This window comes from Pseudomonas sp. CFBP 8770 (assembly GCF_014841705.1).
Taxonomy (GTDB): domain Bacteria; phylum Pseudomonadota; class Gammaproteobacteria; order Pseudomonadales; family Pseudomonadaceae; genus Aquipseudomonas.
Genome location: NZ_JACYUL010000001.1, coordinates 755,049 through 766,887, shown reverse-complemented (window position 1 = coordinate 766,887; position 11,839 = coordinate 755,049). Strand labels below are relative to the sequence as shown.

Sequence of the window (11,839 nt, the reverse complement as noted above, 5' to 3'; positions counted from 1 at the left end):
TTGCGGCGCCCTGCAGCGGCGCCGCGCCTACCCGACAATGCTCATGGAGAGACGGGATGACGGATGTAACGACGATAGACATTGCGGGCATAGGCATCGGCCCGTTCAATCTGGGCCTGGCCGCACTGCTCGATGGCCACCCCGAGGTGAGCCATCTGTTCCTGGAACGCAAGAGCGAGTTTCGCTGGCACGAGGGCCTGCTCCTGCCCGGCACCACTCTGCAGGTGCCCTTTCTGGCGGACCTGGTGACCATGGCCGATCCGACCCACCCTCTGAGCTACCTTAATTACCTGCATCATCACGATCGGCTGCACGCGTTCTATTACTACGACAACTTCCAGGTGCCTCGCCTGGAATACGATCATTACTGCCGCTGGGCCGCGCAGCGCCTGGGTACCTGCCGCTTCGACGAAGAAGTCTGCGAGGTTACTTATGACGCCGACACCCAGCGCTTCCTGATCCAGAGCCAGTCGATCTCGGGGTTCAAGCGTCATTACCGCAGCCGACACCTGGCCGTCGGCATCGGCACCCAGCCCCTGCTGCCCCAGTGGGCACAAGTCAAGAGCACCGCGCCGATCATGCATTCGGCGCAGTTCGGCAAACGCCAGGCGGAGCTGGCCGAGTGCCGTCAGGTTACCGTCATCGGTTCCGGGCAAAGCGCAGCGGAGTGCGTGCTGGCGCTGTTCAGCGAACTGACTCCGGCACGGGTCGCGACCGGCGCCTCGATCCGCTGGATCACGCGCTCCCCGGGCTTTCATCCGATGGAATACTCCAAGCTGGGCCAGGAATGCTTCACCCCTGCCTATATGGACTATTTCCATAGTCTGGCGCCCGAGCGACGGCGCGAAGTCGTTGCCGGGCAAGGGTTGCTGTACAAGGGCATCAGTTTTTCCACCATCGGCGCCCTGTACGACCTGATCTACGAACGCTCCATCGGCGGGCGCGATCCGGGGCTGACATTGCTGTCGAACTGCGAGGTACAGCGTGTGGAGGACGTTCACGGCGCGCTGCGTATCGCCTACCGGCACCGCGAACTGGACCAGACCGGCATGCTCGAAGCTGACGCCATCGTTGCGGCGACCGGCTACCGGCACACCTGGCCGCAGTGGTTCGAACGGCTCAAGGACACGCTGCTGGACACCGACAGCTATGGTGACTGCGTGGTGCAGGCGGACTTCACCGCGCGCCGCCGTGACGACGGCGCCGGCAAGATCTTCATCCAGAACGCGGAAATCTTTCAGCACGGTGTCGGCTCACCCGACCTGGGCATCGCCCCGACGCGCAACGCCACCATCGTCAACCAACTGCTGGGGCGTGCCCGCTACCGACTGCCGAAACGCTCGTCGTTCCAGCGCTACGGCATGCATCAGGACTGAACCGCACCATCGCGCCCCTCCGTAGGAGCGGTCTGTGGCCGCGAAAATCACACCGCGGTCAGCCTGACACACCGCGGTGAACCTTTCGCGGGCAGAGACCCGCTCCCACAAGGGGGGGCGCGCTAGACGCTCAACTGCCCCACCGACGCTTTTGCTCCTTCCCTGTCCGTGAATGCGGCCAACACCTGCTCGATCGCCCGGCTGACCCGGTCCATCTGCGCGGCGCTGTAGCGCGCGGTTTGATAGGTGACGACCAGACGCAGCGAGCGCTGGCCCTGAACCATGTTTTCCATGATTTCGAACTGCATGCCGAACATCGACTGGCTCTTCTCCGGGTCGATCTGCCGGTAGCGAATCGCCTCGCCGTCGGCCCCGCGCAGCGCGCCATTCAAGGCGTTGTTGGCGTGGATCTGAATGTAGACGTCGAACAGCAGGCCGTCCGCAGGCGTCATGCCCAACGCCTGCTGGATCTGCTCCAGCGGCACGTCGGCGTAGGCCATGGAATCATTGATCAGGCTGCTGACCGCCTCGACCACCGACCCCAGTGCCTGCTGCGCATCGAAGCGCACGCGATGGGCGACCATGGTGGTGAAGTAGCCGACCGTGTTGTAGTAGGCCGGATCGGTGCGCCCGGAAGCCGAGGTACCGATCACCAGTTCCTCGAGCCCGCCGACCTTGTGCAAGGCCAAGGCAATGGCGGTGTACAGCACACCGAACAGGGAAGCATTGTTGTGCCTGGCAAAACGCTGCAGGTCATCGGTCAGGGCCTGGTTCGGCAAGATCTCGAACCACTGGGCCTGGGTGCCGGATTCGGTCGAGCGCGCGCCGCTCGCATTGGCATGGTCAGGCAGCTGCAGGCCACGCGTGGCGGCGGCCAGCATGTCGGTCCAGTAGGCCAGGTGGCGTGGGTCGATGCCCGCGATTCGGGCGCGCGTGGCGTACTCGTGGAAGGCCGGCGCCGGCTCGTGCCAGACCGGTGCCCGGTCGGCGGCGCGCGCGGCGTAGGCCTGGCTCAGGTCCTGCATCATCACGTTGAGCGACCACTCGTCGATGGCCATGTGGTGGACCAGCAACGAAAGCGTCTGCCCCGCCTGCTGCCCGTCACGCAGGAAGCGCACGCGCATCGGCAGCTCGCGGGAGAGGTCGAACACATGCTGCGCTTCGCTGGCCAGGCTCGCACCCTCGCTGTGCTGGCTGGACCAGAACCAGCGGTACTGACCCAAGCGCTCGACGGGTACCTGCCGTTGGTAGGGTTCGCCCTCATCGAAATGGAAGGTCGTGCGCAGGCTGGCATGGCGCTCGACCAGATCGTGGAAGGCCTGCTCGAAGACGGCCTCGTCGACCGGCTCGCGAAACGCCACGGCGAACGGCAGGTTGAAGATCGTGCCGAAATCGAAGGCCGCGTAGGCACGTCCCAGCGATGCCTGCGCGGGTGCGAAAGGCGCGGTTTGCACGGATGACGACGAGGCCGCAGTGGCCAATGCACGCTGCTCGCGCCGCCGCGCGCGTTGCGCCAGCGCAGCGGCCGTGGACGCGCTGAAGAAGTCGTTGAAGTCCACTTCCACGCCGTGGCTGTCTGCAAGTTTGCCGATGATCCGCGTCGCCAACAGGGAATGACCGCCGAATTCGAAGAAGTCGTCTTCCAGCGTCATGCCGGGCTCCGCCAGCGTGTTGCGGAATTCGGCGAGGATCAGCGCGCCCATGGCGTCGGCGTCGCTCGACACTCGGGGATCGGCCGGGGGCGAGGCCACCGATGGGCCGTCGATGGCCTGACGTACCAGCCACGGCAGGTGCGGCACGCCCACGGGACGTCCGTCGTAGGCGTCCATGACCAGCCGATACAGGTCGTCTTCGCGACAGGTCTGGTCCAGCACCTCATGCAGCACGAACCCGAGGATCACACCCTGCCCGGTCTGGATCACCAAGGCGGCGAGCGGCGCCTGGGTTTCGGCGTCCCAGGGCGACGCCTGGCGGTCGAGCAGCAGGTCACCTGCCCGCGCCGGGGTGTCGACCTGCAGCACGGCGACACAGGCTTGCCAATCCTCGGCCGTGACCTTGCGCAACTCGCCTTCATCGTCGAACAGATAACGGGCATTGAGCGCCGGCAGTGCATCGATGACCGCTCTGAGGGCGGCCTCCAGGCGCTGGGTATCGAATGCGCAGCCCAGCGACCAGGCGCTGAAATGCTTGCGGCGCTGCTCGGGATACTGCTGCTGGAGCAGCCAGACCTGCTCTTCATGGGGCGTGAGCGGCGTCTGCAATGCGTTGTCGGGACGGGGTTCCATCATGGAAATAAGCACCTTGGTTGACAGGGGAAAACGAGGCCGCGGCCGAGGCATGCACGCGACAGAACGGTGAGGGTGAGCAGTGCGTTTGCACTCGTGAAGCAAACACCGTATCGTGCAAATGATAATCATACTTATTAGCATTCGTCAAAAACACAGCATCGACATGGGGTTGGGGAAAGGCATCGTGGACAACGGATCGTTCGCGCTCAGACAACAAGTGGAGCGGCTCTACAAAGACCATCACGGCTGGCTCAGCGGCCTTTTGCGACGCAAGCTGGGCAACCCGACGGACGCCGCTGACCTGGCGCACGACATCTACCTCAACCTCATCCGCAAGGGCGCCTTGCCGGCACCCGAGCACTGCCGCTGCTACCTCACGCAGATCGCCAAGGGCATGCTCATCGACCTCTACCGTCGTCGCAGCCTGGAGGCCGGGCACCTCGAACGCCTGAGGCAACAAGAGGTGCCGCTGGGGCCATCGGAAGAGAGCCGCGCCCTTGCGTTCGAAGCACTGACCCAGGTCGACGCCGCCATCAACCTTCAACCGGCCAAGGCCCGCCAGGCCCTGCTGTTGCATCGTCTGAGCGGAATGGGCCATCGCGAAATCGCCAGCCAGATCAATGTGTCGGTGTCTTCCGTGGAGAAGTACATCGCCAGTGCGATGCGCGCCTGCCAGCCCTTCGCCAGCGATCGCCCTCGCGATCGCTGCACCCATTGAGGATTTTTCGCCGTCGTTCGTAATACACGGTAAGCACCGTGTGCCCACGACCCGTGCCAAGCCTGCACACCCAGCCGAGGGCCCTGCCCCCTTACGGAGATTCAATGAGCGCCGCACCCGCTACCGAACCCCCTGTCGCCGAAGGCGCGATAGCCCAGTTGCTCAGGCCCGTTCGTGGACGCCTGATCGTGGCGGCCATCCTGGCCAGCCTGGGCACCGCACTGACCCTGCTGCCACTGGCCGCAATCGCCTACCTCGCCGAGCTGGCGCTGGCCCCTGCCGACGGCGGTATCTGGACGACGGATGCGGCTGCGCACGTGTGGCCCGTGATCGGCGGCAGCCTGGGCTGCCTCGTGCTGGGCATGATCCTGGTGTCCTTGGGCGAGATGCTCGCCCATCTGCTCGATAACCAGATCACTTCACACCTGCGCCTGGCCATTACCCGCAGGCTGGGCAAGGTGCCGTTGGGCTGGTTCACCGCGCGGGCCTCGGGCGAGGTCAAGCAAGCGATGCAGGATGACGTCGATACCCTGCACAGCCTGACCGCGCACTTCTACACCACGGTTGGCCGGTCGCTGGGGGCGGTGTCGTTCGCCACGGTGTACCTGTTCGCCATGAACTGGCGCATGGCGGTCATCTCCCTGCTGCCCTTTCCGCTGTTTTTTCTCTTCGTTTCCAGAGCCACCCGCGCGAGCAGCGCCAACATGCAGGCGTTTGGCGCCGGAATGGCGCGCATCAACAACGCCGTGGTGGAGTTCGTCAACGGCATCACCGTGGTCAAGTCCTTCGGTATCGAGGGCAAGGCCCAGGCGAACTACCGTGATGCCGTGGACGGCTTCGCGCTGGCGTTCGAGGATTTCACCCGCCCCCTGGTCGGTGCCATGGCCAACGCCCATGCGCTGATCACTCCGGTCGCGGTGCTCGGCATTGTGCTGGCGTTCGGCACACTGTTCACCTGGCTGGGCTGGATCGAAGCCATCGACCTGCTGCCCTTCGTTCTGGTGGCGCCCAGCCTGTGTGCGCCGTTGCTGCTGCTCAGCTACATCACTCATGACCTGCACAACGCGACGGCCGCGGCCCTGCGCATTCAGCAATTGCTGGCCACCCCGGAACTGGCCAGGCCCACGCAGGCAACCACTGTCCTGCCGGCACGGGCCGAACTGCAAGTGGAGAACCTGAGCTACAGCTATGACGGCGAAACAGCGGTACTGAGCAATATCGATCTGACCCTCAGGCCCGGCACGGTGACGGCCGTGGTGGGGCCGTCCGGCGCGGGCAAGTCGACCCTGGCGAGCCTGCTGCTGCGCTTCTTCGACCCGGATGCCGGGCGCATCACCCTGGGCGGCGTCGACCTGCGCCAGATCGACAGCACGCAGTTGTATCGGCATATCGGGTTCGTGCTGCAGGACGTGCGCCTCATCCATGCCAGCCTGCGCGACAACATCGCCCTGGGCCGCGCCTCGGCCAGCCTTGAAGAGATCGAGCAGGCCGCGCGCCTGGCCAACGTGCACGAGCGGATCATCGCCCTGCCTCGTGGCTACGATTCGGTGGTGGGCGAAGACGCGCAACTGTCCGGGGGCGAACTGCAGCGCGTCAGCATTGCCCGCGCCATGCTGCTCGACCCGGCCATCCTGGTGCTCGACGAAGCCACCGCCGCCGCCGACGCCGAGAACGAAGTGCACATCCAGCAGGCTCTTTCACGCTTCGCCCAGGGTCGCACCGTGCTGGTGATCGCCCACCGCCTGGATACGGTGATGCACGCCGACCACATCATTGTGATCGACCATGGCCGCATTCAGGAGCAAGGCACCCACGCGCAATTGCTCGCCAGCGGCAGCCGGTATGCGCGTCTCTGGCGAGCGGGCGACTACCCGAACAACCAGCACACGGAGCACGGCCCATGCTGAATACCTTCCTGCGACTGCTGGGCAACGACACCGACGTGCTCTATCGCTACCTGGGGCTGACTCTGCTGTACGGACTGCTCAACGGGCTGACCATCGTCGCCGTGATACCGGTGCTCACCGGCTTGCTGGGTCACGACATCACAGCCGCCACCCGCGGGTTGGTCCCGATGCTGGTGGGCGTAGCGTTGTGCTGGGCGCTGCGTCGGGTGGTCGAGAAAGCCGGCGTGCGCTTCGGCATGGCCGTGCTGCAAGCCGGCCGTCATCGCCTGAGCGAGCACGTCGCGCGCCTGCCGGTCGGCTGGTTCGACCCGGACAACACTGCCCGCCTGAGCCACGTCTCGACCCAGGGCATGATGGCTCTGGCGCAACTGCCTGCCCATGTCCTTACACCCCTGATCACCAGCGTCATCACCCCGTTGGCAGTGGTGGCTGGGCTGTTCTTGCTGAACCTGCAGATGGCCCTGATCGCCTTGGTGACCCTGCCGCTGTTGCTTGCCGTGTTCACCCTGACGGCGCGCATGGGGCAACGCAGCGATGTCCAATTCCATGCCAGCACCGCTCGAGCCAGTCGGCGCATGGTGGAGTTCGCCCAGGCCCAGTCGGTCCTGCGCGCCTTCAACGGCGAAGACGGCGGCACGCGGTTTCTGCAGCAGGCGATCGCCGGCCAGCAGCAGTCGGCCCGGCAACTGATTCACGTCTCGGCCATGTCGGTTGTGCTCAACAGCTGGGCCGTACAGGTCAGCTTCGCAGCACTGCTGGCGGCGGCCGGGTGGGCATTGCACACGTCTGGCGGCAGCATGACACCCGCGTCGATGGCAGCGCTGGTGGTGGCGCTGATGCTGGTCAGCCGGTTCATCGACCCGTTGCTGGAAGTCGCCAGCTACAGCGAAATATTGCGCGGCGCGCGCGGCCAACTGGCCGTGGTCGATGAGCTGTTCGCCGTGCAGCCGCTGCCACTGCCAATCCCGCCAACAGCGGCGGAGCCTGCCGACAACAGCGTCGCATTCCACGACGTCAGCTTCGGCTACAGCGCAGACTCGCCGCACCTGCTGGAGGGGATCAGCCTGCACATCCCAGCGGGAAGCATGACCGCTGTGGTCGGTGCCTCAGGATCGGGCAAGACCACGCTGGTGCGGCTGATCGCGCGCTTCTTCGACGTCGACCAGGGCAGCGTGCAGGTCGGCGGAGTGGATGTGCGGCAACTGTCCAGTACCCGGCTGGCGGCGCTGACCAGCCAGATATTCCAGGACGCCTACCTGTTCCAGGGCAGCATCGCCGCCAACATCGGCGTCGGCAGGGCCGATGCCAGTCGCGAGCAGATCCTGCAGGCAGCCGAGCAGGCCGGCGTGCTGGAGATCGTCGCGCGTTTGCCGCAGGGGCTCGACACCCAGGTCGGCGAAGGCGGCGCGCGGCTGTCCGGCGGCGAGCGCCAGCGCATCGCGATTGCCCGGGCGCTGCTCAAGGATGCACCGATCCTGCTGATCGACGAAGCTACCTCGGCCCTCGATGCCGAGAACCAGGCAGCCATCGCGCAGACCCTGGCGCGGTTGCGCGGCAAGCGCACGCTGGTGGTGATCGCGCACCAGCTGTCTACGGTGGAAATGGCCGACCAGATCGTGGTGCTGGCGGACGGGCGTATCGCCGAACAAGGCAGCCATGCCCAACTCAGCCGCCAGGCCGGGCCCTACGCGCGCTTCCTGGCGCAGCGACGCGCCGCCAAGGGTTGGCGGTTGGCCGCGGCAGCGGCGGATGAGGACGCTACGTGAGGGCGGCGAGCTGGCCGGTTGCGTTCGCGCTGCTGTGCGGCCTGTCCTTGACGCTGGGGATCAAGGAGGTGTCCTGGAGCGAACTGTGGAATTTTTCCGGCGATGCCTGGCTGACCCTCACCGCCAGCCGTCTGCCGCGTCTGGCGGCGCTGGTGTTGACCGGTGCCGGGCTGGCCATGTGCGGGGTGATCCTGCAGCAGATCGTGCGCAACCGCTTCGTCGAGCCGGCCACCTGCGGCGGCCTGGATGCAGCCAAGCTGGGAATCCTGGTCTCGCTGACCGTCGCTCCGGCCTCGAGCAGCACGGTCAGGATGCTGTTCGCCCTGGGCTTCTGCTTTCTGGCCAGCGTGCTCTTCGTGGCGATCATTCGCCGCATCCAGTTCAAGAGCGTGGTGCTGGTGCCCGTGGTCGGCCTGATGTACGGCAGCGTGCTCAGCGCGCTGGCCGAATTCCATGCCTATCGCCACAACCTTCTGCAGAGCATGCAGGGCTGGATGCTCGGTGACTTCTCGAAGATCGTGCAGGGCAACTACGAAGTCATCTATCTGATACTGCCGATCGTGCTGCTCACCTACCTGTTCGCCCAGCGCTTCACCATTCTGGGCATGGGCGAAGGCATGGCCAGCAGCCTGGGCGTGAACTACGCCGCCAACGCCGCGCTGGGCCTGATGCTGGTGGCCGTGTGCGTATCGGCGACGGTGATCACCGTGGGGGCGATACCCTTCGTAGGCCTGGTGGTGCCCAACCTGGTGGCGCTCTACCACGGCGAAAACCTGCAACGCACGCTGCCCACCGTGGCGCTGTGCGGGGCCGCACTGCTGCTGGTCTGCGACATCATCGGGCGCCTGCTGATCTACCCGTTCGAGGTGCCGATCGGCCTCACCGCAGGCAGCATCGGCGGTGTGATGTTCCTGATCGTGCTGCTGAGAAAGTACACATGAGCCCGGGCGCGGTCCGCTACGGACTCTGGCTCTCGGTGCTGGCATTGGCCGTGGGTTTCGTGCTGCTGGGCTCGGGAATGGATTTCGCCTACGTGATCCCGCGGCGCCTGATTCGGCTGGCCGCCATGGTCATCGCCGGGGTCTGCATCGCCTACTCCTCGGTGATTTTCCAGACGATCGTCGGCAACCGCATCCTGACTCCGGCGGTCATGGGTTACGAGTCCATCTACCTGCTGTTCCAGGCCCTGTTGATCCTCTGCCTGGGCACGCACAGCCTGGTAGTGCTGGGCCGTGGCGGCAATGCGCTGTTGTCGATCGTGCTGATGCTCGGCTATTCGTGGCTGATCCACCGTTGGCTGTTCCGCGATGGGCGCAACAACGTCTACCTGCTGTTGTTGCTGGGGCTGGTGTTGAGCATGGTGATGACCACTTTCACCCAGTTCATCCAGCTGAAGATCAGTCCGGGCGAGTTCTCGATACTGCAGGGCTTCAGCTATGCCTCGTTCAACAGGGCACGGCTGGACCAGGTGATCTATGGCGGCGTGCTGGTCGTTGGCGCATGCCTGCTGGTGCACCGCACGCTGCCGGTACTCGATGTGCTGGCACTGGGCCGCGACCAGGCTGTCTCGCTGGGCGTCGACTACGCACCCAGCGTGCGCCTGCAACTGGCGCTGATCGCGGTGCTGGTGGCCGTGTCCACCAGCCTGGTCGGCCCCACCGCTTTCATGGGAGTGATCGTCGCCAACATCAGCTATGCCCTGGCCCGCACCGCGCGCCACCGCGCCACCCTGCCGACCGCCTGCGGCGTGGCCATCGGCGTGTTCATCGTCGCCCAGTACCTGGTCGAGCAGCTGTTCAACTACAACACCTCCGTCAGCATTCTCATCAACCTGGTGTGTGGCGTGTACTTCCTCACGCTGATGATCCGCACCCGAGGCAGCCCATGATCGCCCTCAGCCACGTGCATAAATCCTACGGCAGCACTCAGGTGCTGAACGATGTCAGCGTACAGTTTCCGTCCGGCAAGGTGACCTCGTTGATAGGCCCCAATGGCGCCGGCAAGACCACCCTGCTGATGCTCATTGCCCGCCTGCAGAAGCCGTCGCAGGGCACCTTGACCCTGAATGGACGCGACAGCGCCTGCATTGCCGTGCGCGATTACGCCAGGCGCGTCGCCACCTTGCGTCAGACCCAGGCATTCAGCCTGCGCCTGACGGTCGAAGAGCTGGTGGCCTTCGGCCGCTTCCCCTACAGCCAGGGCAACCTCACCGACGCCGACCACGCGGCGATCGACCAGGCCATCGGTTTTCTGTCCTTGCAGGCACTGCGCACCTGCTACATCGACGAGCTGAGCGGCGGGCAGCGCCAGCTGGCGTTCCTGGCCATGACCATCGCCCAGCAGACCGACTACCTCCTGCTGGACGAACCACTCAACAACCTCGACATGAAACACGCCGTGATGATCATGGGCGCCCTGCGCAGGCTGTGCGACGAACAGGGCCGCACGGTGATTCTGGTGGTGCACGACATCAATTTTGCCGCCAATTATTCCGACCACATCGTGGCCATGAAACACGGTGCCGTTCACAGCCAGGGCTCGGTAGCGCAGGTGGTCAACGAAGCGGGCCTGCGCGATCTCTACGAACTGGATTTCGAAATCCTGCGCAGCGAACGCGGGTTCGTCTGCAACTACTTCAACTCCTCGACATTAAGGCAACCGATATGAACACCGCACACCACAAGGTCGCCGGTGCCCTGCTGGCATTGGCCATCAGCGCGCTGTATGGCTGCGACAAGCCTACAGCGGGGGCCACACCGCCCGCCGCCGTTCAAGCCGCGCCTGCTGGTACCGACTACACCTCAGTCACCGTAGAGCATGCCTTGGGGACGACCACCATCGACACGCTGCCGCAACGTGTCGTGGCCTTCGACATGAGCGAGCTGGACAGCCTCGACCAACTCGGCGCGCCAGTGGTGGGCATCGCCAAGGACTACGTCGCCGACTTTCTGCTCAAGTACCGCGATGATCCGACCATAGCCGATGTCGGTACCACCATCGAACCCAACCTCGAACGCCTGCACGCGCTCAAGCCCGACCTGATCCTGATCTCGCCGTTGCAGGCGCGCAGCTATGACGAACTCAGCCAGATCGCACCCACGGTCTACGACGACATCGACCTGACCAACAAACAGGGCAATTTCATCGAAACCGCGAAGCGTCACCTGACCCTGCTCGGCCGCATCCTGAACAAACCGGCATTGGCCGAGGAAAAGGTCGCGCTGATGGATGCCAAGGTCGCGCAGACGCGCAAGGTCACCGAGGGGCGTCCCGAGAAAGCGCTGATCGTGCTGCACAACAATGGCGCCTTCACCTCATACGGCGTGAAATCGCGCTACGGCTTCATCTTCGACACCCTGGGCGTGAAGCCCGCCAGCAGCGACATCGAAGCCGGGTTGCACGGCCAGCCGATCTCCAACGAATTCATTCAGCAGGCCGACCCGGACATCCTCTATGTCATAGACCGCACGGCAGTGATGGAACGCCGTCCGGCGCTGAATCTGGACAGCCTGGACAACCCCCTGCTGCGCAAGACCAAGGCATGGACCCAGGGCCGGGTGATCTTCGTCGACGCCCGCACCTGGTACCTGTGCACCGCCAGCGTGACCTGTCTTTCGCGCATGGCCGATGAGGTGATGCAGGGCTATTCGCACTGATCCGACGCGGCAAGTGTGGGCCCATCGGAGACGAATCGTCACGAAGACGAGAATTTTTATCGAATGCCAACCATTTGCATTGAGGATATTTCGTTTTGTTTCGGAACCCTAGTGAGCCTCCACTCATT

General features: G+C 64.8%; 9 protein-coding genes. 8 read left to right on the top strand and 1 reads right to left on the bottom strand.

Annotated features, from left to right (window positions below):
• Positions 1-56: 56 nt before the first annotated feature.
• Positions 57-1,376 (top strand): putative histamine N-monooxygenase, encoded by a 1,320-nt coding sequence (basC, locus tag IFT98_RS03435; protein WP_192047301.1) that lies wholly within the window; start codon positions 57-59, stop codon positions 1,374-1,376.
• Between the two features lie 122 nt (positions 1,377-1,498).
• Here the strand turns inward: basC and IFT98_RS03430 are convergent, their stop codons facing one another.
• On the bottom strand, positions 1,499-3,664 hold the full coding sequence (locus IFT98_RS03430) for a condensation domain-containing protein (protein ID WP_192047302.1): 2,166 nt from the start codon (positions 3,662-3,664) through the stop codon (positions 1,499-1,501).
• A gap of 184 nt (positions 3,665-3,848) precedes the next feature.
• Here IFT98_RS03430 and IFT98_RS03425 point away from each other — a divergent pair, with 184 nt between their 5' ends.
• From IFT98_RS03425 to IFT98_RS03395, 7 genes are all read left to right on the top strand, one after another.
• Positions 3,849-4,382, top strand: coding sequence for a sigma-70 family RNA polymerase sigma factor (locus tag IFT98_RS03425; protein WP_192047303.1), 534 nt, complete (start codon positions 3,849-3,851; stop codon positions 4,380-4,382).
• 104 nt (positions 4,383-4,486) lie between these two features.
• On the top strand, positions 4,487-6,289 hold the full coding sequence (locus IFT98_RS03420; RefSeq protein ID WP_192047304.1) for an ABC transporter ATP-binding protein: 1,803 nt from the start codon (positions 4,487-4,489) through the stop codon (positions 6,287-6,289).
• Complete coding sequence (locus tag IFT98_RS03415; protein ID WP_192047305.1) at positions 6,283-8,055, top strand: ABC transporter ATP-binding protein; 1,773 nt, start codon at positions 6,283-6,285, stop codon at positions 8,053-8,055. Before IFT98_RS03420 ends, IFT98_RS03415 begins: the two co-directional genes overlap by 7 nt.
• Positions 8,052-8,996: an iron chelate uptake ABC transporter family permease subunit gene (locus IFT98_RS03410; RefSeq protein ID WP_192047306.1), complete on the top strand. Its 945-nt coding sequence runs from the start codon at positions 8,052-8,054 to the stop codon at positions 8,994-8,996. The genes IFT98_RS03415 and IFT98_RS03410 overlap by 4 nt, the downstream gene beginning before the upstream one ends.
• Complete coding sequence (locus IFT98_RS03405) at positions 8,993-9,943, top strand: iron chelate uptake ABC transporter family permease subunit (protein ID WP_192047307.1); 951 nt, start codon at positions 8,993-8,995, stop codon at positions 9,941-9,943. Before IFT98_RS03410 ends, IFT98_RS03405 begins: the two co-directional genes overlap by 4 nt.
• The gene (locus IFT98_RS03400; RefSeq protein WP_192047308.1) at positions 9,940-10,722 is read left to right on the top strand and encodes an iron ABC transporter ATP-binding protein; all 783 of its coding nucleotides are present in this window, start codon (positions 9,940-9,942) and stop codon (positions 10,720-10,722) included. The genes IFT98_RS03405 and IFT98_RS03400 overlap by 4 nt, the downstream gene beginning before the upstream one ends.
• Positions 10,719-11,711 carry a siderophore ABC transporter substrate-binding protein gene (locus IFT98_RS03395; protein WP_192047309.1) on the top strand — a complete coding sequence of 331 codons (993 nt, stop codon included), beginning with the start codon at positions 10,719-10,721 and terminating at the stop codon, positions 11,709-11,711. The genes IFT98_RS03400 and IFT98_RS03395 overlap by 4 nt, the downstream gene beginning before the upstream one ends.
• The last annotated feature ends 128 nt before the right edge of the window (positions 11,712-11,839 follow it).